This window comes from Vibrio fortis (assembly GCF_000695685.1).
Taxonomy (GTDB): Bacteria; Pseudomonadota; Gammaproteobacteria; order Enterobacterales; family Vibrionaceae; genus Vibrio; species Vibrio fortis_A.
This window is the reverse complement of record NZ_JFFR01000033.1, coordinates 1-22,256: the sequence shown is the minus strand read 5'-3', so window position 1 is coordinate 22,256 and position 22,256 is coordinate 1. Positions and strand designations below refer to the sequence as shown.

At 44.0% G+C, this 22,256-nt stretch carries 23 protein-coding genes and 1 riboswitch; of the genes, 11 read left to right on the top strand and 12 right to left on the bottom strand.

Annotated elements, in window-relative coordinates; genetic code table 11:
* Nucleotides 1–56 precede the first annotated feature (56 nt).
* Nucleotides 57–1,970: a TRAP transporter permease gene (locus VFDL14_RS01715; RefSeq protein ID WP_032553425.1), complete on the top strand. Its 1,914-nt coding sequence runs from the start codon at nucleotides 57–59 to the stop codon at nucleotides 1,968–1,970.
* 436 nt (nucleotides 1,971–2,406) lie between these two features.
* The gene (locus VFDL14_RS01720; protein WP_050487498.1) at nucleotides 2,407–4,110 is read left to right on the top strand and encodes an AMP-binding protein; all 1,704 of its coding nucleotides are present in this window, start codon (nucleotides 2,407–2,409) and stop codon (nucleotides 4,108–4,110) included.
* A 183-nt stretch (nucleotides 4,111–4,293) separates the two neighbouring features.
* On the opposite strand, the gene VFDL14_RS01725 is transcribed toward VFDL14_RS01720, so the two are convergent.
* Entirely contained in the window at nucleotides 4,294–5,013 is a 720-nt protein-coding gene (locus tag VFDL14_RS01725; protein ID WP_032553424.1) for an SDR family oxidoreductase, read from the bottom strand.
* Nucleotides 5,014–5,212: 199 nt separating this feature from the next.
* Between VFDL14_RS01725 and VFDL14_RS01730 the strand changes: the two genes are divergently transcribed.
* The gene (locus tag VFDL14_RS01730) at nucleotides 5,213–6,118 is read left to right on the top strand and encodes a LysR family transcriptional regulator (protein ID WP_032553423.1); all 906 of its coding nucleotides are present in this window, start codon (nucleotides 5,213–5,215) and stop codon (nucleotides 6,116–6,118) included.
* A gap of 82 nt (nucleotides 6,119–6,200) precedes the next feature.
* Here VFDL14_RS01730 and VFDL14_RS01735 read toward each other — a convergent pair whose 3' ends face one another.
* On the bottom strand, nucleotides 6,201–6,539 hold the full coding sequence (locus tag VFDL14_RS01735; RefSeq protein ID WP_032553422.1) for a winged helix-turn-helix transcriptional regulator: 339 nt from the start codon (nucleotides 6,537–6,539) through the stop codon (nucleotides 6,201–6,203).
* Nucleotides 6,540–6,644: 105 nt separating this feature from the next.
* Between VFDL14_RS01735 and VFDL14_RS01740 the strand changes: the two genes are divergently transcribed.
* Together VFDL14_RS01740 and VFDL14_RS01745 are read left to right on the top strand one after the other, a co-directional pair.
* Nucleotides 6,645–7,412 carry an SDR family NAD(P)-dependent oxidoreductase gene (locus tag VFDL14_RS01740; protein WP_032553421.1) on the top strand — a complete coding sequence of 256 codons (768 nt, stop codon included), beginning with the start codon at nucleotides 6,645–6,647 and terminating at the stop codon, nucleotides 7,410–7,412.
* Nucleotides 7,413–7,550: 138 nt separating this feature from the next.
* Nucleotides 7,551–8,201, top strand: a complete 651-nt coding sequence (locus tag VFDL14_RS01745; RefSeq protein ID WP_032553420.1) for a cupin domain-containing protein — start codon at nucleotides 7,551–7,553, stop codon at nucleotides 8,199–8,201.
* Nucleotides 8,202–8,323: 122 nt separating this feature from the next.
* Here VFDL14_RS01745 and VFDL14_RS01750 read toward each other — a convergent pair whose 3' ends face one another.
* Nucleotides 8,324–8,956 (bottom strand): NAD(P)-dependent oxidoreductase, encoded by a 633-nt coding sequence (locus VFDL14_RS01750; protein WP_032553419.1) that lies wholly within the window; start codon nucleotides 8,954–8,956, stop codon nucleotides 8,324–8,326.
* A 153-nt stretch (nucleotides 8,957–9,109) separates the two neighbouring features.
* Between VFDL14_RS01750 and VFDL14_RS01755 the strand changes: the two genes are divergently transcribed.
* Complete coding sequence (locus tag VFDL14_RS01755; protein WP_032553418.1) at nucleotides 9,110–10,003, top strand: LysR family transcriptional regulator; 894 nt, start codon at nucleotides 9,110–9,112, stop codon at nucleotides 10,001–10,003.
* Nucleotides 10,004–10,137: 134 nt separating this feature from the next.
* Here the strand turns inward: VFDL14_RS01755 and VFDL14_RS01760 are convergent, their stop codons facing one another.
* Nucleotides 10,138–10,986: a hypothetical protein gene (locus tag VFDL14_RS01760; RefSeq protein ID WP_032553417.1), complete on the bottom strand. Its 849-nt coding sequence runs from the start codon at nucleotides 10,984–10,986 to the stop codon at nucleotides 10,138–10,140.
* A gap of 251 nt (nucleotides 10,987–11,237) precedes the next feature.
* Complete coding sequence (gene ribB, locus VFDL14_RS01765) at nucleotides 11,238–11,894, bottom strand: 3,4-dihydroxy-2-butanone-4-phosphate synthase (protein WP_032553416.1); 657 nt, start codon at nucleotides 11,892–11,894, stop codon at nucleotides 11,238–11,240.
* A gap of 323 nt (nucleotides 11,895–12,217) precedes the next feature.
* Nucleotides 12,218–12,384: riboswitch (FMN riboswitch) on the bottom strand.
* A gap of 409 nt (nucleotides 12,385–12,793) precedes the next feature.
* Here ribB and VFDL14_RS01770 point away from each other — a divergent pair.
* Complete coding sequence (locus VFDL14_RS01770) at nucleotides 12,794–13,549, top strand: phosphatase PAP2 family protein (RefSeq protein ID WP_032553415.1); 756 nt, start codon at nucleotides 12,794–12,796, stop codon at nucleotides 13,547–13,549.
* 43 nt (nucleotides 13,550–13,592) lie between these two features.
* Here VFDL14_RS01770 and VFDL14_RS01775 read toward each other — a convergent pair whose 3' ends face one another.
* The 4 genes from VFDL14_RS01775 to VFDL14_RS24590 all read right to left on the bottom strand — a co-directional run bounded on the left by VFDL14_RS01775 (nucleotide 13,593) and on the right by VFDL14_RS24590 (nucleotide 16,351).
* Nucleotides 13,593–13,952 (bottom strand): MmcQ/YjbR family DNA-binding protein, encoded by a 360-nt coding sequence (locus VFDL14_RS01775; protein WP_032553414.1) that lies wholly within the window; start codon nucleotides 13,950–13,952, stop codon nucleotides 13,593–13,595.
* A gap of 62 nt (nucleotides 13,953–14,014) precedes the next feature.
* A complete protein-coding gene (locus VFDL14_RS01780; protein ID WP_032553413.1) occupies nucleotides 14,015–14,740 on the bottom strand; it encodes a sulfite exporter TauE/SafE family protein in 726 nt (241 codons plus the stop codon).
* A 153-nt stretch (nucleotides 14,741–14,893) separates the two neighbouring features.
* Complete coding sequence (locus tag VFDL14_RS01785) at nucleotides 14,894–16,114, bottom strand: MFS transporter (protein ID WP_032553412.1); 1,221 nt, start codon at nucleotides 16,112–16,114, stop codon at nucleotides 14,894–14,896.
* A gap of 15 nt (nucleotides 16,115–16,129) precedes the next feature.
* Complete coding sequence (locus tag VFDL14_RS24590; protein ID WP_084181928.1) at nucleotides 16,130–16,351, bottom strand: hypothetical protein; 222 nt, start codon at nucleotides 16,349–16,351, stop codon at nucleotides 16,130–16,132.
* Nucleotides 16,352–16,703: 352 nt separating this feature from the next.
* Between VFDL14_RS24590 and VFDL14_RS01790 the strand changes: the two genes are divergently transcribed.
* Nucleotides 16,704–17,324 carry a YitT family protein gene (locus VFDL14_RS01790; RefSeq protein WP_032553411.1) on the top strand — a complete coding sequence of 207 codons (621 nt, stop codon included), beginning with the start codon at nucleotides 16,704–16,706 and terminating at the stop codon, nucleotides 17,322–17,324.
* Nucleotides 17,325–17,423: 99 nt separating this feature from the next.
* Here the strand turns inward: VFDL14_RS01790 and sigZ are convergent, their stop codons facing one another.
* Together sigZ and VFDL14_RS01800 are read right to left on the bottom strand one after the other, a co-directional pair.
* Nucleotides 17,424–18,008, bottom strand: coding sequence for an RNA polymerase sigma factor SigZ (gene sigZ / locus VFDL14_RS01795; protein WP_050487497.1), 585 nt, complete (start codon nucleotides 18,006–18,008; stop codon nucleotides 17,424–17,426).
* Nucleotides 17,995–18,288, bottom strand: a complete 294-nt coding sequence (locus VFDL14_RS01800) for an ArsR/SmtB family transcription factor (RefSeq protein WP_032553409.1) — start codon at nucleotides 18,286–18,288, stop codon at nucleotides 17,995–17,997. The genes sigZ and VFDL14_RS01800 overlap by 14 nt, the downstream gene beginning before the upstream one ends.
* Nucleotides 18,289–18,523: 235 nt before the next feature.
* Between VFDL14_RS01800 and VFDL14_RS01805 the strand changes: the two genes are divergently transcribed.
* Complete coding sequence (locus VFDL14_RS01805; RefSeq protein WP_032553408.1) at nucleotides 18,524–19,609, top strand: permease; 1,086 nt, start codon at nucleotides 18,524–18,526, stop codon at nucleotides 19,607–19,609.
* A 313-nt stretch (nucleotides 19,610–19,922) separates the two neighbouring features.
* Nucleotides 19,923–20,225 carry a hypothetical protein gene (locus VFDL14_RS01810; RefSeq protein WP_032553407.1) on the top strand — a complete coding sequence of 101 codons (303 nt, stop codon included), beginning with the start codon at nucleotides 19,923–19,925 and terminating at the stop codon, nucleotides 20,223–20,225.
* A gap of 102 nt (nucleotides 20,226–20,327) precedes the next feature.
* Here the strand turns inward: VFDL14_RS01810 and trmY are convergent, their stop codons facing one another.
* On the bottom strand, nucleotides 20,328–20,927 hold the full coding sequence (gene trmY / locus VFDL14_RS01815; protein WP_032553406.1) for a tRNA (pseudouridine(54)-N(1))-methyltransferase TrmY: 600 nt from the start codon (nucleotides 20,925–20,927) through the stop codon (nucleotides 20,328–20,330).
* Between the two features lie 244 nt (nucleotides 20,928–21,171).
* Here trmY and VFDL14_RS01820 point away from each other — a divergent pair, with 244 nt between their 5' ends.
* On the top strand, nucleotides 21,172–21,696 hold the full coding sequence (locus VFDL14_RS01820; protein WP_032553405.1) for a DUF3087 domain-containing protein: 525 nt from the start codon (nucleotides 21,172–21,174) through the stop codon (nucleotides 21,694–21,696).
* The last annotated feature ends 560 nt before the right edge of the window (nucleotides 21,697–22,256 follow it).

Here is a 22,256-nt window from a genome sequence, read left to right as displayed (position 1 = left end):
AGTGATCTCTCACTTACCCTTTTTTATCAATTCGTTCTTATCCAGCAGGCATTAATATGGATATTACCCCTGATAATCAACACTCTTCTTCACAACCGCTTCCGTATGAAAAACTGGTGAATGTTATGGGCTACCTGACACTGGTTGTTGCGGTGGCATTGTCTGTTTTTCAAATTTGGCAGGGTGTTAGCTCAACCATTTCCGCGACCTATTTCAGACCTATCCACTTGTGTTGGGTGTTGGTATTGATCTTCCTTCACTATCCATTGATCGCTAATCGTGAGAACAAATTCTTTGTGGTCGGTAAGCTGATCGATGTCATCCTGTGTGGCGTGGTGGTATTTGCAGGATACCGCCTGTGGATCTTCGACTACAACGACATCAACCATCTATTCTATGGCCTTCAGTTTGCCGACATGTTTGCAGGTTGTACTTTGCTAGCATTGTTGTTGGAAGGTTGTCGACGCACCGTAGGTTGGGTGATGGTGTTCATTGCGGCTCTTTTTCTTGCATACAGTGCATTGGGCGATATGTTGCCAAGTGGTTTTGCGATTAAGGCATACAGCTTACAAGAGCTGATCCAGTTCCAGATTTATTCTGCGAATGGCGTATTTGGCTCGGCACTCGGTATTGCTGCGACAACGGTATTCATCTTTGTGTTGTTTGGTGCTTTTCTTGAAGTCACGGGCGCGGGCAAGTTCTTTATCGATCTCGCATTCTCGATTGCAGGTAAATACCGTGGCGGCCCAGCCAAAGCGGCGGTATTGGCTTCTGCAGGTTTAGGTTCAATCTCAGGTTCGGCAATCGCAAATACGGTGACGACTGGCTCTATCACCATTCCGATGATGAAGAAGCTTGGCTATAAACCAGAGCAAGCCGCGGGTATTGAAGCTGCTGCCTCAACGGGTGGGCAGATCATGCCACCTATTATGGGGGCGGGAGCGTTCGTGATGGCGCAGTTTACTGGCGTGCCTTATAGCGAAATCATGATCGCCTCGATTGCACCAGCGATTCTCTACTTCTTCTGTACTCTGCTTTACGTTCACTTGATGGCGTGCAAACTGAATCTGCAAGCCGTGAGCAAAACCGAAGCGGTAATTGCAGTAATGAAAGATGGTGCGCACCACCTGATTCCACTCATTCTTATTACCGTGCTGCTTATGATGGCGTACTCACCATTGTTGGTGGGTGTTGCGGGTTGTAGTGCGATTCTAATGACGGCAGCACTTCGTAAGCACAGCCGTATTGGTTTGAAGAAATTCATCGAAGGCATGAAGAATGGTGCGCTAATGGCGCTACCTATTTCAGCTGCGTGTGGTGCTGCTGGCATAATCGTTGGTGTAGTAGGGCAGACAGGTATTGGCTTGCAGTTCACTCAGTTTGTGATGGACTTTTCTGGCGGCTACATGCTCATCGCACTGGGCTTAATCAGTTTAGTAGCTTTAGTGCTCGGAATGGGGCTACCAGTAACGGCGGCATACATCGTACTCGCAGTTATGGCGGTACCAATGCTGACAGACTTCGGCTTACCTTTGTTAACGGCTCACCTCATTGTATTCTGGTTGTCACAGACTTCTAATGTAACACCACCGATCGCACTTGCTGCCTTTGCTGGTGCAGGTGTTGCAAACGCGAATCCAATGAAGTCATCGGTAGAGGCATTTAAGCTTGCTGGTGGCCTGTTCATCATCCCAATCATGATGGCATACACTAGTATCGTAAATCCGAACGATGGTATGCCAGCGTTGCTATTCTCTATCGTTCAAACGCTGACGATCATTGTCGCCATCGCTATTGCGATTGAAGGTTATCTGATTCGCTCACTGAACATGGTAGAACGTTTGGTGGCATTGCTCGCTATCCCGTTGCTACTCCTCAACCCATTCGGATTAGGTCCTCTGGGTATCGTCATTATCATCGGACTAATAGTGATTCAATGGCGCAGCCGTGAGGTCGCTCAACAAGCGTAACCTGTCTTAACACTATATAAATATGAGAAAGGGATCTGAATATTCAGATCCCTTTTTGTTTTCTACGAAATCGGGTAAAACCATTGCCTTGTTCTAACCTAGTTAACTTTTAGATTTAGAGAAAACTGCTTCTCTATTAAACGTGACTATTTTCAGGCAACAAATGTACCCCGAAGTAAAGCTAGAAATTGATGCCACACGACCTTTAGTTACAAATCTATCAACTCTTTCCCAAGTTGTTGCTAGATAATGTCTCATCCAACAGAGTGGATGTTAAATATTTGTTGATTAAATGTTGTTCAAAATTAATGTGGTCTGACCATGAGTGGTTAAGTGTTCATCGGTTTCTGGTGTTAGTTCTCATCATCTCTTTGAGCCTATTAATCGCTATAACCACTTCGGCAGCGCAATCTTAAATGACTAGGGACAGTAACTAATGACAGCTTATCGTACGCCTTTAGAGCAATTTAATATCAACGTAGATCAACATCCTGACAAGGTATGGCTTCATCAACCAGTAGACCGAGAGTGGCATACCTATACGTGGCTTGAGGCAGATATTACAGCTCGGAAAGTTGCAAAAGGTTTGCTTGATAGTGGACTAGTGGAGGGGGACAAAGTCTCCATCATCGCTAAAAATTCGGCAGAGTGGTACATATGTGACCTAGCAATAATGATGGCTGGTTTGGTGAGTGTTCCGATTTATCCAACCGCAAGTGCAGACAATATAAAGTACGTGTTGGAGCATAGTGGCGCCAAAGCTGTGTTTATTGGCAAACTTGATGATACCAAAGAGCTCAGTAAAGCTTTACCTGAGTCATTAGTCACCATAGCTATGCCTAGTGCTAAAGTTGATTGCAAACTTGACTGGCATGCTTGGCTGTCGATGTTGACGCCACTTGAAAAGATTAACACCCCTAGTCTTAACGATACTTTTTCGATCATCTACACCTCTGGAAGCACTGGTTTGGCAAAGGGAGTTGAACTTAGTTATTTAAACGTTGCGTCGTCAGCAACATCTGGCAGTGAGATATTTTTTCAACCAGGGGAAACTCGCGTTATGTCTTATCTGCCATTAGCTCATATCACTGAGCGTTGTGTGGTTGAACTTCCATCGATTTATAATCCAGCTGAAGTGTTTTTTACTGAGTCAATTGATACCTTCATTGAAGATGTTAAATATGCTCGTCCAACTGCTTTCCTCTCTGTACCAAGACTATGGACCAAGTTCCAGTCAAAGATCTTAGCGAAGATGCCTAATAACCGTTTACAGCTATTACTTAAAATCCCGTTTATTGGCCAAATTGTTGCGCGTAAAATACGGGAAAACCTAGGTCTTCAAGACACGGTTTTATTTGGTTCTGGTAGTGCACCTATTTCCCCGGAAGTGCTTCTTTGGTTCCATAAGATCGGTATCAGTATCGGCGAGGGTTGGGGGATGACAGAAACGTCAGGCCTATCTTGCAGCAATGTCCCTTTTGACTTCGAGCACCTTGGAACAATTGGAACGCCTCAACCGTGTGTCGAAATGAAATTGTCTGAAGAAGGTGAAGTTCTGATCAAAGGGGATGCTGTCTTCTCGGGTTATTACGCAAACGAAGAAGCCACCAAAGCCGCTTTTGAAGAGGGGTGGTTTAAGACGGGTGATAAAGCAGAGCTTAATGCGGATGGCTCGTGGCGAATTATTGGACGAGTAAAGGAACAGTTTAAGACGAGTAAAGGAAAGTACGTTTCACCTGTTCCCATTGAAAGCAGCTTAGGTAGGAATCCAGATATTGAGCAAGTATGTGTCATGGGGATTGGCCGAAAACAGCCGATTGCATTAATTGTTTTAGGTGGAGGCACACCTAGTACCGCAGCCCATGTTCGAAAAGAACTGAAAGCTACCTTAAGGAAAGTAAACAGAGAATTAGAAGCCCATGAAAGGCTCGATCACCTGATTGTTGTTGAACAGCCTTGGAGTATTGAGAATGGACTGCTAACACCTACGCTGAAGCTCAAAAGGGACCAAATTGAACAACGTTATGAGCATCTACTCAACTTGAACCTGCCTTACGAAGTGATCTTAGAGAGTAAAATAACAAAGGAAAGTGAACACTCAACAACATCTTATACCAAGAAAGTTGCAACAAGCGCATAGCTAGTATCTTAATTGAATGCGTTAAGTTGATAGCCATACGGTATTCGAACCGTATTTGAGTGTAATGTTGCAGATAAAGATCTACACAGAAGAACACAAAAGGGACCTGTAATCTATTCCTAGTTACAGGCCCCTTCTTTATTCAACGTTAATTATGACGTGATGTTTGTTGTCGCGTGAATCTTATGGCTCTTGCTTAGTTGGTGCTAGAGCGATTTCACGGATACATACGTTTTGTGGTTGCTGGTAAGCGAATGATACTGCGCGAGCAATGTCGTCAGCTGCTAGTACGCCACCCATTTGCTCTTTCCACTCACCGTAACCATCTTTGATCTCTTGAGATGTTGTGTGAGAAAGAAGCTCAGTTTCCACTGCACCTGGTGCAATTGTTGTTACACGAACGTTTGCTGCAGCTACTTCTTCACGTACGTTTTCAGAGATAGCGTGTACAGCGAACTTAGTACCACAGTAAGCTGCGTGGTTAGGGAACGTTTTCTTGCCCGCAATTGAGCTGATGTTGATGATTGTGCCGCTGTTACGCTCTTTCATTGGCGCAAGAACTGCTTGCATGCCGTTAAGAAGGCCAAGTACGTTCACATCGAACATACGTTTCCACTCAGATGCGTCTTGAGTATCGATTTGGCCTAGAAGCATTGCGCCAGCGTTGTTGATTAGTGCGTCAACAGGGCCGAACTTCTCTTCACCTTGTGCAATCGCAGCTTCGAATGATGCTTGGTCAGTTACGTCTACTTTTACTGCTAGAGAGTTTGGTAGGTTTAGCGCTTCAAGACGGTCAATACGACGAGCCAAAAGCAGCAGAGGGTGACCTTCATCGCTTAGACGACGAGCGATTGCTTCACCAATACCTGAACTAGCACCTGTGATTACGATTAGTTTTTTCATGTTTATTTCCTCTGTACCTTTATGTCGTCGTGTGACGACGTATTGTCTAAGTGCATTTGAAACAAGGCGTTATTGACGTGTTTCGTTGCGATGGGGGTATATTAAGGAAAACAGCATTGTTGATATATAGCGCTTTACTTGAAACACTGTTGTCATACTGCAACAATAAAAGCATCTTTGTTCTGACTGAATCGCGACTATGCTCAATCAAATTAACCTGTCTGATATTCGTTCATTTGTTCTCATTGCGCGCTTAGGCAATTTCACTAAAGCGGCAGAAGAGTTAGATGTCTCTCGTTCCCATGTCTCTCGTCAAGTAAGCAGCCTAGAAAAGCAGATGGGCGTGACCTTATTCATTCGTACTACTCGAACTCTGCGCCTAACCCATGCTGGTGAAGAGCTTTACCAACGCTGCGAGCAAGCCTTAGATAATATAGACCAAGCCTTGATTGCTGCTGTTGATGATGTTGAAGAAGTGCGTGGTGATATCAAAGTGAACTGCGTTGGTGGGTATCTTGGTGAGGTGATCATTGCTGACCTTGTGAATGAGTTCATGCAGCTTTATCCAGATATCAGTATTAGTTTAGATTTCAGTAGCCACCGTGTGGATCTGATTGAAGACGCCTTTGACATCGCCTTTCGCATGGGGAGTTTGGAGGATGCAGGCTTTATCGCCCGTAAGCTACTCGATATCGAAATGGGTACTCTTGCCAGTCCTACTTACTTTGAACGCAAAGGTAAACCGGTTCACCCAAAAGAGCTCACGCAGCATGATTGTTTAACGGGGTCGGTTCGTAGATGGAGCTTCCAAGCTTTAGAAGACAGTAAGAAAACCGTCGATGTTCATGTGAATGGGCGTTTGCAGTGCAAGAATGGTCGAGTATTAGTTCAAGGGGCGATGGCGGGCAACGGTATTATTCGTGTTCCTACAATTTACTGTTTGGAAGAGCTGAACAACCAGCAGCTAGTTCAAGTGTTTGATGAGTGGGTTGTACCGAGCGTGGACTTTTCTGCAATCTATCATCGTGACCGCTATCAGCCGAGCCGAATCCGCACCTTTATAGACTTCGTTAAGAATCGTTTTGAAGAGATGTCTGTGAGCTAGGGATCACACCATCTATTTGTGGCTGCTGGCTGCTGTTTGCTAATAAGGTGGTTAGAATGAACCAGCAATATTGAGAACAGAGCTACATTTCATCTATTTCATTTTGCAGCTGTTCTAGCTGCTCCAGAATCACTAAGAACTTCTCACCAAAAGGGGTGACTTGATATTCTACGCGCGGAGGTATCTCATTGAACATCTGCTTTTCTAGAATTCCAAACTCCACATTTCGCTTCAAACACTCATTGAGTACCTTGGTCGATAAGCCTTCGACAGAACGAACCATTTCACCCGGTCGGTTGATACCATTCGCCAACAATTGATAAACCGTGAGTGACCATTTGCAGCCATAGATGGTTTCCACCATGCGTGCCGAGCGTTCTGGAGCCGATTTTCTTGAAAAAAAGTTTTCCTGATTTTTCATAAAGATGTACCAAAAAGTACCTACCTAACCGATTTGTACTTACTATTCATAGTGTTAGTTCAAAGCCTAAGATTACCACGTTCACATGACTTAGGAGATAACAAAATGAACTTCACTAAAAAAGGTATTGCTGTCGTTATTGGGGGAACAAGTGGGATGGGCTTTGAAACAGCAAAGCAGCTTGCGGCTCAAAATATCCATGTATTGGTGGTCGGAAACAACGCGACCAAGTTAGATAACGCGGTATCGGAGCTTCAAGCTATCGGGCATGCATCAGGCTTCCAAGTTAACCTCTATGACGATGAAAGCACAGCTCGCCTTATCGAGCATCTAGCTTCGATAAAAGAAGGTATTGGTTATTTAGTCAATGCTGCGGGTTACTTTAACCCTAAGGCATTTGTTGACCATCAAGCGTCAGATTACGACCAATACATGCAACTCAACAAAGCCACTTTCTTTATTACCCAAGCGATCACGAAGAAGATGATTCAGTCGGGTGGCGGCAATATTGTGAACGTTGGCTCTATGTGGGCGAAACAAGCGATCAAAGCCACGCCATCTTCCGCTTACTCAATGGCGAAAGCGGGTTTGCATTCGTTAACACAGCACATGGCGATGGAGCTTGCTGAGCATAATATTCGAGTTAATGCGGTATCACCTGCTGTGGTTAAAACACCTATCTACGAATCATTTATTAACCCAGAAGAGGTGGATGAGGCGCTTGAAGGCTTCAATGAGTTCCACCCAATCGGTCGAGTAGGTTTACCACAGGACATCGCTAACAGCATTTTATTCTTGTTGTCTGACAGTGCCGATTGGGTAACTGGCGCAATTTGGGATGTCGATGGCGGCGTGATTGCAGGGCGTAACTGATAGGCCTAAGTTTTAGAGGTGGCGGTATGCCGAACAAAACCGGAAATGGTCACCTCTTCAGTTATTCGCGTACAATGAAAGCAGTTAAACAAATCGCGACAAAACAATAATAACGATAGCAAGAGTAAGGTCACCATCATGTTAAACATGGATTTTTCGAAAAGGTTAGTGATTGAAACTGACCCTATGGAATGGGTAGCAAGCCCTGCCAAAGGCGTGTGGCGAAAACCATTAGAGCGCGAAGCTAAAGAGTCGGGCCACACGACCAGCGTGGTTAAGTACGATCCTGAATCCTCTTTTTCTGAACACCCACACCCCAAAGGTGAAGAGATCTTTGTGTTAGAAGGTGTATTCTCCGATGAAACGGGAGACTTCCCCGCAGGCACCTATATTCGTAACCCTCCTGGTAGCGCTCACTCTCCATCAAGCAAGAATGGCTGCACGATTTTGGTCAAATTGAATCAATTCGATGATAGAGATTTGGCTCAGGTGAGAGTTGATACCAACCAAACTGAGTGGTTACCGGGTATTGGCGGTTTGCAGGTAATGCCGCTGCACGAATTTGAGCATGAGCATGTCGCTTTAGTTAAGTGGCCTGTTGGTGAGCGCTTTCAGCCGCACCGTCATTTTGGCGGTGAAGAGATCTTCGTGCTATCTGGGACTTTTCAAGATGAGCATGGCGTGTATCCAAAACACACTTGGATTCGCAGCCCCCACATGAGTGAGCACTTTCCATTTGTAGAAGAAGAGACAGTGATTTTGGTTAAAACTGGCCATCTTCCTCTGTAAATTTTGTTCTATAAAAACTCTTTGCTAGAGCAGATACAAAGAACCCCGCTTGATACTGCTAAATGAGTAACAAGCGGGAGCTAGGCAAGGGTTAGGCTTGGAGTATTTAGAACCAATAGGCTTTAGTAAGCGACACCGATTCTTTTATTGATGTGTTCACCGCCTTCAAGAACATCAAGCATCGCAATAGCGTAATCTGATACTGAAATCTTGCTGTTGCCTTCTGCATCCGTTAACAGTTGGTCACCACCAATGCGATATTGAGACGTTGTTTCGCCAGGGAAAATCTCCGCAGCTGGGCTCACAAATGTCCAACGCACATCGCTATTGGATTCTTTGAAGACTTTCAGAGCTTCACCTTGAGCGAGAGCTTCCGCTTTGTACTCTTCAGGGAAGTCCGGCACCGTAACTAAAGTAACGTTTGGTGCAACTTCCAACGAGCCTGCGCCGCCGACCCACATTAAACGACGACCGCTTGGCAACTCTGATAGTAGTTTTTCTGCACTCTGTTTTACCAACTTATGGTTGCCAAGTGCCCGCCCGCCAATTGAGGCAATCACCACATCGACATCAGACGTCACATCGTTGATCTTCGCTTGTGGATCTTGCAGATCGAAAGTACGCGCCTCGATGACTTGCTGTTCCACTTTGCTTGTATCTCTCGCAATCGCGACAACTTCATGACCACGTGATGCGGCTTCTTGAGCTATGTGGCTACCAATCCAACCTGTTGCGCCTAATACTGCAATTTTCATAATGATTCTCCGTTAATTAATCTGTGTTTCGACAACCATTGCAGTCTAATAGCTTGCTTAGATGTGATAAATATCGCCAGTTGATGTAGATTGTATCTATATAAGTTGCTAATCGGCTCAAGTTCAGTGAAATGAGGCACAAGGGAGTACACATTGGATAGATTAAATGCGATGCGCAGTTTTGTAGAAGTTGCAAACTGTTCGAGTTTTACTCAAGCCGCTGACCACTTAGGTATGAGTCGACTTCAGGTTTCGAGGCATGTTCAAGAGATTGAAAACTGGTTGAAACAAAGACTATTACACCGAACGACTCGCAAAGTCAGTTTAACCACAGCGGGTGAGGCGGCGTTGATTCGATGTGAGCGCATCCTGCATGAAGCTGCTGAGTTGGAAGTCAGTGCGCTTAATATGACAGATCAATTGTCGGGCGTTATTCGGATATCGGCTCCGATTGCATTGACACAACATCTACTGCTGGATGTGGTCGAAGCCTTCACAGAACTTCATCCGCAGGTGACGATTGAGCTGTTTGCTTCAGATCGTTTTACACAGTTGGTGGATGAGCGGATTGATATCGCACTTCGTTACACTGACTCTCCAGACGAGAGCCTCATCGCGCGTAAGTTGATGAAGATTGATTCGGTGATATGTGCGGCGCCTAGCTATCTAGAGCAGAACGCACCGATTGAAACCATATCAGATCTTAAAGACCATAACTGCTTTCGTCACTTAGACGTCTCAAAGTGGCAGTTTGTAAAAGACAACCAGCAGCATTCGGTTGATGTATCAGGAACGATCACTGCCAATGATGTTGGAGTCTTGGTTCAAGCCACTTGCCGCGGTAAAGGGATCGCGAGGTTACCATGTGACATCGCCAACCCAATAATTGAACGGGGTCAATTGGTTCCGATCCTGACTGACTATGTGGTACCAACAAGTACCTTGTGGGCGGTGTATCTTTCGCGAAGCTATCAACTGCCAGTGGTGCGTCAGTTCATTGATTTTGTGGCCGACACCTGGTCGCAGGACATTGTTCGACCGAGTTAGTTTGCCGTCATGCTCGTTAAGCTGCTCTGCACATTTCTCTCTCTACAAAAACAAAAATCCGATACCAAAAGTGATATCGGATACGAACTCAATGTGGGGAGTTCTATAGGACGACGACTTTGAATGTGCTGCCTTTACACGGAACCGTGTACACCTTGATGGTCGTCTGCCAGCCTCAATGAAATCTCTGGAAGAGGTAGATAAAGCGTCTCAGTCATTCGAGACAATATCTGGTCATACACTTGCGCGATAATGGTGGATATGTCGCTGGTTAACTCATACATAGCTGTGGCTGTAATCACACGTTGCTCACTGTCATGAATGTCGGTAAGTGCTTGTAAAGCACGTGCTCCCGTTGGAGAGCCTAAGCTCAAAGGACAGATCAGCGCCAAGCGGTTTAAGTGTCTATGAATTTGATCGGCGTAGAACTTAGCACGCAAAAACTCATCTTGTTTATCCATATCAGGAATACACATTCTTAGCTTAGTGAGTGTCTCCATGGCATCCAAAACCTGTAGCCACTCCATGTGGTAATCATCAACCAGTTCAGCCTGCTCTGATTCCGTCAACCAAGTGATCATCAATTCATCCATCAACAACATATTGTGACGAATGGTTTTGCCATGAATGAACTGGTTTCGTACCAAGCTTCGAGTTTGCCAATCGTTATGCATCGCCTTAATTTTGAGCTGATAAATACGGTACATCGGGCGCCCATCAAATGGACTCTTTTGGATGAGCCTGTTGGATGCGGTCATCATGGATTGATACAGAGTGTTTACTCGTTGTACCGATTCAGTCGACAGCTTACAGGTCAGCGCATAGTGAGTCGCCGCGCGGTGTTTTCTCGAAAGCTGCAACAGTTCTCGAAGCAAGACTAAGGTTTCGAATTTTTGATCGTTTGATTTTTGGCGTTTCTGTGAGTAGTGAAACAGAGCATAAACTGAAGCCAAAACCACGATAGTTGAAATAAGCATAAACATAACGCACTCCTTGTATGTGAATACCTCCTTAGTGGTGTGCGCTAAGCGTGCCAGAATGTAAAATCGTTAATATTCAGTGAGTTATATTTTTAAGTGTATGCGGGGTTGTCTAACTTGGTGCAATTTAGCCCTAAAATAGGGAGAGTTTGATGAGATATATTTGGATATCAATGAAATAGGTGGTCGTTATATACGAAAAAGCCCCACTCACAGAGCAGGGCTTGAATTGATCTTTAAATGTGTTGTTTCGTTTATGCCAGTTTTAGGTCGAACTGATTACGGTAAGCAACCATGTCTTCGATAGTCAATACAGGCATGTTGTGCAGTTTGCCAAAAGCAACGATCTCTGGCGTTTTCGCCATTGTGCCGTCTGGGTTAGCCACTTCACATAGTACGCCTGCAGAAGGCAGACCAGCCATTTGCATCAGGTCTACGGTACCCTCAGTGTGACCACGACGAGCCAAAACACCACCTTTACGAGCGCGCAGTGGGAATACGTGACCTGGGCGCGCTAAGTCACTTGGTTTTGCACTTGGGTTAGCGGCAGTTTTGATCGTGGTTACGCGGTCAGCTGCAGAAACGCCAGTAGTTACACCCACTTTCGCTTCGATAGTCACTGTGAAAGCGGTTTGGTTAGCGCTGTTGTTATCAACAACCATTGGCGGTAGGTCAAGTTGGTTTGCTTGTTCGTCAGTTAGGCATAAGCAAACAATGCCGCTACATTCGCGGATCATCAGCGCCATCTGCTCATTAGTTAGGTGTTCTACTGAGTAGATGATGTCGCCTTCGTTTTCGCGATCTTCATCGTCAAGTAGAAGTACGCCGCGACCCTCGCGTAGTGCTTGTAGTGCGTTTTCAACACGCTCAATTGGTTCGCCAAATTCGGCCAAAATTGAAGACTGATTCATGGTTTAACTCCTAAAATATCACCAGAATCAGGGCTTGTATGAGGGATGACAGCCAAACGACAACTCGACCTATCACCAATACCAATCGTAGTAAATAATTGCTCACCCTAGCTTGTTAAAATGCTCGATAACTGCGTTAGAATTTTTGATTGTAGAATAACTACTCATCGAAACTCTCTGTTGAAAAAAGCAGCCTTGTTCTCAAGCCTTTTTCCTGCGCTATTTTTGATCACTTAATTACTGTGATTGGTATAAGACAGATCGTCGTTCGCATGGTTTTATCCAAAACGAAATGCACCAACTCAATAGTATGAGTGGTGTGTTTCCATTCTCTCTCATCCGGACTATAACCGTCGGCTCTGGCATCTCACCAGATCTGCTGACCTCGACGAATCGAGCGCTCGCGGGCTTATCTATAGTTTTGCTACGTACATAGTGTTACTAAGGACATACCGCCGGTGGGGAATTTCGCCCCGCCCTGAGAATAAAAAATAAATTTGATTGGCTTTTGAGCTTGGTTTCAAAAGCACAGGAATGGTAATCCTTTCATGGGCATATGAAAAGGATAGTCCGCAAACTTTACGCAATTAGCGAACAGTTTGCTGATTAATTACCCGTTTTCGCGACATAAGTGTGTTCTACTGCAAAATTGATCACAGAGTAAATCACAGGATAAATAGGTAATAACGGCTATGTTTGCGGGGAAAAGAGACAATGGTTAAAAGCGTGTAGTTAATTGCATTCGGTGTGAATGTGGATGAGTGGAATAATACGCCCAAGACATTGAATTTAGGCCATTTATAGAAATATCACTGCTCACTAGGCTTTCTGACAAAAATTTGATATTGAGAGTGATAAGGTGAGCTAGCATTCGATTTTTTCAACGTTAGCCTACTTCTATGAAACTCATCTTCTCCAATAAATCCAAGGGCTTATTACTTCTCGCTCTGAGCCTATATTGTCTATTGCCATTCTTTTTATTTGGTTCTGATTTTAACTTCTCGAACAAGGTAGATGAGTTTGTCGGTGCGCTGATCACTTATGTTACGTATTCTGCAGGTAGTCAGGGATTCCTTATCACTTTGCTAGTGCTCGGTATTATGCTCTTGAGACTGCGTTTACCCGCCTCTAAGTTGGTCAGTGTTGGAGTTCAACTGGTGATTCTGCTTGGCTTGAGTTTTGCCGCCAAGACTTACCTTAAACACGTGACCGAAAGTCCAAGGCCCTATGCTGTGTATTTAGCAGAACAACAGGTCGTTGATTTACCTGAAGCATTTTATGAGTTGCCACTGCTTGCTAAGAATGACGCGATCGTGCAGATGTCGAGCGTGGTCAGTGATTGGCGAATGATTCATTGGCTCGGCGAAACAGACTATTCATTTCCTTCTGGGCATATGATCTTTGTTGGTATTTGCGTGGCGTTTTTTGGTGGTTTATTTTGGCAGGCGCGCAAGTTTATGTGGGTAGGTGCGTTGTTAATTTGGGCAGGAGGCGTGGCATATAGTCGCGTTTGGTTGGGTATGCATAGGCCAATTGATTTAGCAGCCTCGATTGCTTTTACAGGTTTACTATATGGCTTAGTACCCGTGATATCAGCGAACAAGATAGAGCCCTATCTTCCAAGTTGGTTTAAGTCATTTAGGGTATTTGGTTAGCTGAAAGCGGTGAAAGTTCAGTGATGAAGTCAGTTGTGATTCATCACTGATTCAAGCCAAGTTCAGCCTGTTTCTTCTTAGTCAGCCCGAGAGAGACAATCTTATGTGACTGAACGAGATAATATTTGAGCTCTTCGGTATCGAGCTGAGTATCAGTACACTGGATCCATTTCATCCCGCGAGAAGCAAAGTAGGGCGCAGGTCGATAACCGGGGGCATCTTTTAAGAAGTCATAATTTTGATTAGAGGCTTTAAAAATACAAGCGGGCTGATCATCTGGGCCCCATCCACCAATCGCAAACACCTTTCCGCCGACCTTCCACACGTGAGAATTATTCCACTGCATCACATACGTAGTAGCGGGTAACGCTTTGCAGAATTCATTAAATTGTTCGTAATCCATTGAGTCATCCTTTCCTAAGATCTGCTTTCATTATTGTCATCGACGCTTTGCCGTTCGACAAGTTAACCCGCTAATCCTTGCCATATTGCTGTGACTCCACTAATTGAGCAGAGCAAAAGTGCTCCGATTCGAATTTGTTCTTTAGGTAGAGTTTGTGTAGTCATCAACGCCAGTTTATAGCCTAACCAAGCTGCTGGGAGCAGTGGCAAGGTAATAACCAAATGATGTAACGTAAAAAAGCCAATTGGGATCTGAACAACCAGCGAGATAATTGAGCTGAATACGAAGAAGGCAGACAGATTACCACGTAGTTGATTGGCATCTTGGTGTTGCAGCAATAGCGCCATTGGGGGACCACCAATGCCTGAACTGGTACCAAAGAAGCCAGAGAAGAATCCTGCAATGCCCATTTTCGCTGGTGTCGGCTCTAATCTGAATGGAAGTAGGCTCACGATGACGGCAAACACAACCAGCAGGCCTAGCCATAAAGATAAGACACTGGTTGATACCATCACCAACAGTGCACCGCCTGCGAGTGAACCCGGAATTCGACCTAGCAGCGCCACCTTGAGACCACCAATCGAAATATTGCTACGGTGCTTCATGGCATTGAAGACAGAGATAAACAAACCGACTAAACAGATTGGGGCAGGGACATAATCTGGTGAAACAAGAAATAGTAACGGAGCCGCGACAATAGCTAAGCCAAAACCGATAGCGGTTTGAACGAAAGAGCCAACAAAAATGAGTGCCATTGCGATAATGACTGTCTGATCGAACAGTTCCATGTGCTATCAATCTGCGAATTGGATAAGAAGATAAATACTATAAATTAAAATAGCGTTGCCTGTCCCATATGTCGGCAAAATTTCTGTTAAAAGAGTAGCTTGTCGAGACGGATAGAAAAACGGCCACTCACTAAGAGCAGCCGTTTACTTTCATTAAGCCATTGCCATCTTAAGACGTTCAATTGGCTTATCATTAATTGGTAAATGGATAAGCGCAGCAGCAAAAGCCAGCACGACCGTCGACCACCAAATTGGTTCGTATGAGCCGTAATAATCGTAAATACGACCGCCAACCCAAGCCCCTAAGAAGCTACCAACTTGGTGAGTGAAGAAAACCAAGCCATACAGGGTAGATAGGTAACGCGCACCGAAGATCTGTCTTACTAGACCTGAGGTAAGTGGCACTGTACCCAACCAACAGAAACCAATCGCAGCACCAAAAATCGCTGCTGTAGATTCTGTTACTGGCAGAGTCACAAATGCGCCAATAACTACAGTTCGCACTAGATAAAGAGCCGACATTACATGACGCTTGCTGAATTTATCGCCCATTACGCCCCAAAAGTATGAGCCGAAGATGTTAAAGATACCGACATACGCAAGAGCCATAGCTGCACTACTAGCGGGTAGATCTTTGTCCGCCAAGTAACTTGGTAAGTGAGTTGCAATAAACATCACGTGGAAACCACAAACAAAGAAGCCTGCGTGGATAAGCCAGTATCCTTTGTGCGCAAAGGCTTCAGACAATGCTTGTTTCAGTGTCTGTGAGTCTTCTGCATTAGCAGTTTGTGTTTTTACTGCGTTTTTCGACTTAGGCGCTCGCATGAACAGAGCAAACGAAATCATTAAGCAGCATAGTAATGCGAATACTTGCATTGCCGACTGCCAATCAAACTCGTTAAGCATGTACTGCGCACCGGGAATCACTGCGAACATACCAAATGAACCTGCAGCGGTTGTTAAACCAAAGGCTTTTGCAGCGTGTTCCGCAGGGACGACTTTTGCGACAGCACCAAGAACAATCACATAGCTTGTGGCGCTCAAACCTAAACCGATCAGCGCGCCGAGAGAGATGTATAGCATGCTCGATTCGGTAGAGATGGAAGTAAGAAGCAGACCTACGCCATAAGCACATGCGCCTGCGATGATAATGCGTCGAGCGCCCCATTTGTCGGCAGCCATACCAACAAACGGCTGAAAAACACCAAACAACAGGTTTTGCAGTGCGATCGCAAAGCTAAAGAACTCACGACCAGTGTTGAAGTGCTCGGAAATAGGCATCATGAAAATGCCGAACGATTGTCTGATCCCTAGACTGATGATTAATGTGCCGATCCCAAGCCATACCAGTAAGGGAAAGCGGAAAATACTCATTCTAATACTCTTAAATTAATGATGATTTGAGTGATGTGCAGACATGTCATGTTCACCCATGTCGTGGTGGTGTTCGTGCCCAGAATGCTCATGCGCAGACTGCTGGTGGCACCCACTACTTACAGCGTGCTGAGCCAAAAGATCGATCAATGGTTGGCTATGATGAACCACCACTAAACTGATGACCAAAAACAGAGTCATTCTGGCGAGCTGGGCAAAAAGAGATTGTGAAAACATAAGGGTTTTACATGCGCTCAATGTTGTAAGAAGGCGCGCATCTTAAAGAGAGTCTGCACATGAGACAAATGACGATTTGTGATTCAATCTATGCGTTTCATGCATAGATAAGAGAGCGTCAAACTTGTTTAGTGAAGTCGAACCCTTAAGCCTGCCAGCTTGTTATATAGAGTGATATATAACGCGTTGTAATCAATGGTTATTTATTGGGTTGTAAACAAAACAATACGATTTGAGTTACATTGATCACACTCTATAAACTCGACATATTCCTTAAAAATCGTGACCCTAGTGCCGAAATCGCTTCAGGATGAGCGAAAAAAGTTTCGGAATTTAAGGGAGAGTCATCCAAATGGACAAAGATCATAACCTCAGAGAGAACTTACTAGCATTAACCCTAGGTAGTGCATTGGTGTCGCTCGGTGTTATCTTTTTCAATCAAGTAGGGTTGCTGACTGGCGGTACTGCAGGGTTAGCTATCTTCATTACCAAAATCACAGAGCTTAGCTTTGGTCAGGTTTTCTTCGCGCTTAACTTACCTTTTTATATTTTATCTGTTACCCGTATGGGCTGGCGCTTTACGATCAACACCTTTATTGCTGTTTCTATCGTTTCGTTCGCGGTTGATCATCTGTATCACGTTATTCAGATTGCTGAGATCAACAAGGTGTACGCAGCCATGCTCGGTGGCGGACTCATAGGTACAGGCATGCTTGTGATATTCAGACACAAGATGAGCTTAGGCGGCTTCAATATCTTGGCTCTATACCTTCAAGAGCGTTTTGGTATTCGCGCAGGTAAGGTTCAAATGGGCTTGGACTGTACTATTGTTATCCTGTCATTGTTTATCGTCGACATTTCTCTGATTCTTCTGTCGGTAGTAGGTGCGGTGGTTACTAATCTGATTTTGGCTATGAATCATAAGCCAGGTCGCTACCAACCAGTGGCGCCACAGCCTGCAAGCAGTAATTAAACTGAATGCCTCAAACAGAAAAAGCCAGCGAGATTGCTGGCTTTTTCGTTCTATACGTCTTGTTCTTAGGTGTATCTATACGTTGAATTAGAATTGTGGTTAACACTTGCCACAATTGCTGTCTGGTTTTAGGTCACAATCAATAACACTGCCGTGCTTGTCTAAAGATAGGTGACAGCACTCTTCAAATAACTTCTTGAGTTCTTCTCGGCTTCTCTGCACCTGCGACTTAATGGTCGAATAGCTCTTGTTTTGGCTTAGAGCGAGCTCTTTCTGACTTTGTCCCTCAATATCGACCGCAAGCAGAAGTGATGCGTTTTTCTCCGGAAGTGCTTGAATAAAGGGTTCAATACACTGCGCTAGTTGCTGCTTAAATTCAGTGTTCTGATCAAGCTCTGCAAACCATAGTTCTTCCGCATCTATATTGCTGTCACGTTGATCGCGCGCACGCTTGCGATAGAAATCAATGATGGTGCGATTTGCTAACTGAAACAGCCAAGCCTTGATACTGTCGGACTCTTTTACTGTCTCCAGATTCTGATACGTTTTCAGCAAGATCTCTTGCAGTAGATCATCAACATCGTCTGGCTGACTGACTTTTGAATGCAAGAAGGACTTCAGTGCCTGTTGATACTCAGCCCAAACTTGTTCGAGACTCAGGCTCGCGACACTAGCACTGATCATTGGCGCAACACTCATCTTTTAAGAAGTCGATTACACCATCAAGGCATTCATACTCTGCGACACAGAAAAGTGTGCGCCCCTCACGTCTTTGGCTGATTAGTCCAGCGGATGCAAGGCTAGAGATATGGTGAGAAAGAGTGGATCCCGGGATACCGAGCTCCTCTTGTAAGCCACCAACAGCGATACCGTGATAACCCGCTTTTACAACAGTCTTGTAGATAGATAAGCGAATAGGGTGGCCTAGCTCTTTTAATGCTTTAGCTACAGTTTCTAAGTTCATGATGGCTCCTCAAAATTTAATTCGATAATAGTCGAAATGAATGCTCATTTCAAACCACATCATGCAGTGTTCACTAAGTCATTGATCTTCAGTCTTTAATAAAAATATTTCGATATTTATCGAAATAATGCTTGATCAATCACTTTATATTTCTATAATTCGAGAATATTCGAAATGACATGGATTGAAGAAATATGAAATCTTCACTCTGTAAGTGCTCAACTTGGAGTTAATTATGAACAACGAAATACTCACTATGGCAAAAGAAGCCTTGGACATGTTTGCTTTCTTAGCAACCGAACTGATCATCCTTTTCTTAGCGATTAGCTACATTGTTGGTGTACTGCAGGAATTTCTGACACCAGAAAAGATTCAGTCGATTCTAAGCTCACGCAAAGGTAAAGGTTATGTTGTCGCGGCACTGCTTGGTGCAATCACACCATTCTGTTCTTGCTCAACCATTCCTTTCCTTAAAGGTTTGCTAAGAGCGCGAGCGGGCTTTGGCCCAATGATGGTGTTCTTGTTTGGTAGTCCACTACTTAACCCTGTGATCATTGGTCTATTTGTGGTGACCTTTGGTTGGAAAGTGGCGTTGTTCTACTTTGCGATTGCAATGGCTGTATCTGTGGTAGCGGGTTATGTTCTTGAAAAACTTGGCTTTGAACGTTACGTGAAACCAGAAGCGTACGAATCAGCTGGCGCGTCAAGCTGTGGAACAACTTGCGGAGATTCAGCACCAAAAGTTGAGAAAAAAGAGTCGTCTTGCGGAACATCTTCATGCGGTGAACCGGCACCAGTAATGGCAAAAGAGACATCATGCTGTGGCACCAAAGAAGAACCAAAAGTAGAAGTATCATGCTGCTCTGCAGATGGTACGGCAACTGCGAAAGTTGTAGAGAAGAAAGAACCAAGCCGTTGGATGCGAATCTGGCTATCGACTTGGAAAGACTTTAAACAAGTGTTCCCTTATCTAATGATGGGTATTGCGATTGGTTCATTCATCTATGGCTTTATCCCAACAGACTTGATTGCTGAGTATGTAGGTGAAGGCAAGTGGTACGCGATTCCTATCGCAGCGGTAATTGGTATTCCACTATACATCCGTGCAGAGGCCGTAATTCCTTTGAGTGCAGCTCTCGTACAGAAAGGTATGGCACTTGGTTCAGTAATGGCATTGATTATTGGTAGTGCGGGTGCAAGTTTGACCGAAGTGATTCTACTGAAATCTATCTTCAAGAATCAGATGATTGCAGCGTTCCTATTCGTAATCTTAAGTATGGCGATTGGCGCGGGTTACCTATACACATTTATGTTTGGTTAACAAGTTAGCCTAAATAAAAACATAACCGTCGAGAGATAAAATCGATGTCGAAAGAGCTCACCAAGGTGGGCTCTTTTTTATGGTCAAGAGAGGCTATTTCTAGTCAAAATAAGCTTGCTCTATGTTTTCAACCAATTGAGATGGAATACTTGCGTCAAGCTGTATTGAGCTGGAAATGACTTTACTCACCTCAATATTGTCTCTAATCAAATCGGCGTTCTGTTTAGCGATTCGAACTCCCTTCTAAAGCTACACTTTATGTAGCAGTGCATTTTGTGCTTAGTTAGCTAGCGGTTTAGAGATAGGAGGAACTATGTTCGCAATACACAGGGAGTATGAGTTAAAGAATCAGCAAGATTGTCATGCACACATTCAAGTAAACCCAACGGGCAACCTAGAATTTGAAATTTTGGAATCTCATGAGCACCATAATACCGACTTCAGTCATCTATCATTTGAGTTTGAGGAAGGTAACATCAAAGTGCTAGGGCAAGATCAAGATGGTAAACATTGTGATTGGCAGCTGCTATTAGCAGAGAAAGATGCAAAAGAGTTGAATCATCTTGTTGTACTCGCGACGGAGCAGTATGAGACGCTAATGCGAGACTTGTTTTGAAAGCTTGTATCGATATGAACTGTATAGGTGAGTTATCAACATGCTTAAAGTCAAAGCCCGGTGAAATACCGGGCTTTGTTATATGAAGGTATTGTAACGACGTTAAAAACCGCGGATATCCAATTCGTTATTAATCAACACAACACATTGGGAAGCAAACAGCATGTTAGGGCCTAGACTGATTTTCTCAGTCCCTAGGCGTTTTAAGCTGTTGTAACTCTTCTTTGGCATTGGGATGTGGTCAGTCAGTAAGAAGCAAGGATTGTCTGCAATCTCGGCATCGCGGATAAATTCGCCTTTCTTATCCATCATGTAAAGCTGGTGGTCTTCGGCCAGTTCTTTTACGAGCTTCTCGAAACTGATAGTTCGAACGGTAATCCCCGGCTCAACTTGACGAGTCTCTTCTTTACCCATGCCTTGAGATGCATCAACAGCACGAACAACCGCGGCTAAGAGTGCGCTCTCGTGGAAACCACCGATATTCGTGATGGCGTTTGAATCTACGGTAATTGTACGAGAAAAGTCTTTGGTACTTTCCAACACAAGATGAACGGTAACATCTTCACGATGAGATTGAGCTACGAAGATGGTGTTCATCAACGTGTGAGCCAATATTTCAGTATGAGCTTCTTGACCAACGCCTTCTAAAATCAACTTGCTTTCAGTTGGTGCCGCACGAGCACGCAATACGAATGAACGCATGAAATGTACCTTTCTAGTTATACGGAGCGAATCGAGTTCTCTAAGCCCGTATCAATGATTAACTAACTTGTCGCGGTATGTAACTCCTTTATCTAAGCTAAGTCAATTAACCAGAGCAGTTTTAAGTACCTTTATTGTTTTTATACGTAGTAAATAGATGGTTAACACATTTAAACATCTAACCAGTTGAGAACGTGTTAGGAGAAATAGAGAATGGCCATCATCTGATATCAAGGAGTTATCAATGGAACTGCAGAAAATCAATAAAGAAGAATATAGAAAGAAGATGAACGTACTGCTAATTGGATTAGTAGCGTCTCTTGCGATTAGTGCGATTGGGTTCGGTACACTTTTGATTGAACTGTTTGGTGTGAAGGAGAGCATTTCTGGCGAATCGACAGGTAACTTTCACTTAAACCTGTTTGGGGTCGTTCTGGCGATTGCGTTAAATGCCTTTATTGCATCGAAGATCAAAACCCACCCTTACCTTAATGAGGCCGTGTATGTTTGGAACTTAAAACAGATACACAACCAGATATATAGAAAGCTGAAGAAGATTAAAGCCGCGGCGGATGAGGGTAATCGAAACGCACTTACCGTTCTTTACTTCTACTATACGACGCAAAAGCAAGTCTATGAGCTTGATAACAACACACTTACAATGAATTCGGTTGATTCTTCGATAGATCATATAAAGAAAGAAGCAGAAAAATGGAGCTTTGAACTGAGTCTGTCTGATTTTAGCAAAGAATTAGTGGCCGAATTTTAGTTGTAGAGCGCGTTTTTGGTGGATGTATAGCCAAAATTAATGGCTTTTGAATTAAAAATAATCATGTAAGCACTTTTTTCGATTTTTTATTAAAAAAGGGGTTGCCAAGTTTTAGATGATCTCTATAATGCCGCCTCACTGACACGGCAGACGCCGCAAGGCTTCAGCAGTAATCAGTAAGACGAAAATTCGAAAGAAATTAATTTTCAAAAAAGTGTTTGACACTGAAGATTAAATCGCTAGAATGCACGTCCGCTTTGAGAGCTTTCTTTGTAAAAAGAAAGTTTCGATAAGCAAAAGCTCTTTAACAATTTAAACCTATCAATCTGTGTGGGCACTCGTTGATGAATATCACTAAGTTTGTTTTCGCTTTTATAAGCAAAGGCAAACAGATTCTTCGGAATCAAAATGATTTCAATGAACTGAGTGACCAATTAAGACTTCGGTCTTAGCACAGTCAATTCACTATCGTTAGATAGAATCAGTATTCATTGAGTCGACAAAATCTTAAATTGAAGAGTTTGATCATGGCTCAGATTGAACGCTGGCGGCAGGCCTAA

Bases quoted from the DNA above. Each gene is read 5' to 3' on its own strand.
- VFDL14_RS01820 (WP_032553405.1), top strand. From the start codon at position 21,172: ATGGAACTGCAGAAAATCAATAAAGAAGAATATAGAAAGAAGATGAAC.
- sigZ (WP_050487497.1), bottom strand. From the start codon at position 18,008: ATGATCAGTGCTAGTGTCGCGAGCCTGAGTCTCGAACAAGTTTGGGCT.
- VFDL14_RS01785 (WP_032553412.1), bottom strand. From the start codon at position 16,114: ATGAGTATTTTCCGCTTTCCCTTACTGGTATGGCTTGGGATCGGCACA.
- VFDL14_RS01770 (WP_032553415.1), top strand. From the start codon at position 12,794: ATGAAACTCATCTTCTCCAATAAATCCAAGGGCTTATTACTTCTCGCT.
- VFDL14_RS01745 (WP_032553420.1), top strand. From the start codon at position 7,551: ATGTTAAACATGGATTTTTCGAAAAGGTTAGTGATTGAAACTGACCCT.
- VFDL14_RS01790 (WP_032553411.1), top strand. From the start codon at position 16,704: ATGGACAAAGATCATAACCTCAGAGAGAACTTACTAGCATTAACCCTA.
- VFDL14_RS01730 (WP_032553423.1), top strand. From the start codon at position 5,213: ATGCTCAATCAAATTAACCTGTCTGATATTCGTTCATTTGTTCTCATT.
- VFDL14_RS01715 (WP_032553425.1), top strand. From the start codon at position 57: ATGGATATTACCCCTGATAATCAACACTCTTCTTCACAACCGCTTCCG.
- trmY (WP_032553406.1), bottom strand. From the start codon at position 20,927: ATGCGTTCATTCGTATTGCGTGCTCGTGCGGCACCAACTGAAAGCAAG.
- VFDL14_RS01775 (WP_032553414.1), bottom strand. From the start codon at position 13,952: ATGGATTACGAACAATTTAATGAATTCTGCAAAGCGTTACCCGCTACT.
- VFDL14_RS01810 (WP_032553407.1), top strand. From the start codon at position 19,923: ATGTTCGCAATACACAGGGAGTATGAGTTAAAGAATCAGCAAGATTGT.
- VFDL14_RS01780 (WP_032553413.1), bottom strand. From the start codon at position 14,740: ATGGAACTGTTCGATCAGACAGTCATTATCGCAATGGCACTCATTTTT.
- VFDL14_RS01750 (WP_032553419.1), bottom strand. From the start codon at position 8,956: ATGAAAATTGCAGTATTAGGCGCAACAGGTTGGATTGGTAGCCACATA.
- VFDL14_RS01740 (WP_032553421.1), top strand. From the start codon at position 6,645: ATGAACTTCACTAAAAAAGGTATTGCTGTCGTTATTGGGGGAACAAGT.
- VFDL14_RS01725 (WP_032553424.1), bottom strand. From the start codon at position 5,013: ATGAAAAAACTAATCGTAATCACAGGTGCTAGTTCAGGTATTGGTGAA.
- VFDL14_RS01800 (WP_032553409.1), bottom strand. From the start codon at position 18,288: ATGAACTTAGAAACTGTAGCTAAAGCATTAAAAGAGCTAGGCCACCCT.
- VFDL14_RS01760 (WP_032553417.1), bottom strand. From the start codon at position 10,986: ATGTTTATGCTTATTTCAACTATCGTGGTTTTGGCTTCAGTTTATGCT.
- VFDL14_RS01805 (WP_032553408.1), top strand. From the start codon at position 18,524: ATGAACAACGAAATACTCACTATGGCAAAAGAAGCCTTGGACATGTTT.
- ribB (WP_032553416.1), bottom strand. From the start codon at position 11,894: ATGAATCAGTCTTCAATTTTGGCCGAATTTGGCGAACCAATTGAGCGT.
- VFDL14_RS01735 (WP_032553422.1), bottom strand. From the start codon at position 6,539: ATGAAAAATCAGGAAAACTTTTTTTCAAGAAAATCGGCTCCAGAACGC.
- VFDL14_RS01720 (WP_050487498.1), top strand. From the start codon at position 2,407: ATGACAGCTTATCGTACGCCTTTAGAGCAATTTAATATCAACGTAGAT.
- VFDL14_RS24590 (WP_084181928.1), bottom strand. From the start codon at position 16,351: ATGTTTTCACAATCTCTTTTTGCCCAGCTCGCCAGAATGACTCTGTTT.